Source organism: Helicobacter monodelphidis (genome assembly GCF_003288845.1).
In the GTDB taxonomy this organism is placed as follows: domain Bacteria; phylum Campylobacterota; class Campylobacteria; order Campylobacterales; family Helicobacteraceae; genus NHYN01.
The window spans coordinates 1-332 of sequence record NZ_NHYN01000126.1 but is presented as its reverse complement, the minus strand read 5'-3'; the positions used below and the strand labels follow the sequence as shown (position 1 = coordinate 332).

Annotated in this window: 1 protein-coding gene; it reads left to right on the top strand. The window is 37.7% G+C overall.

From position 1 onward, the window contains the following. A partial coding sequence (locus CCZ01_RS10705; RefSeq protein WP_181566413.1) for a hypothetical protein occupies positions 1-332 on the top strand: 332 nt, incomplete at both ends.

The window sequence follows — 332 nt, the reverse complement described above, 5'->3', positions numbered from 1 at the left end:
GTTTCTAAGAGTTCAGGGACTGTTGAATCTGTATTTGATCATACAGGTAAAACAAATCTTACATTAGATAAAGGAACTACTACAACTTCTGTAAATGCTGGAAGTGGAAATATTAACCTCACAGGCACAACAGAGCTTAGCATTCGCACAAATGCAGATTGGGATGGAACAGTGCTTGCAGATAAAGCAACTCTTTTAAATATAGACACTACAGGGGGTTATTTAAATTTACAACCCGGTTCTATCGCTGGTTCTGTCTTTGCTAAAGTGCAAACACTCAATGTGAATGCTATTGAGAATTTCTCTGCTATGGACACAGACTTTGCTTCAAT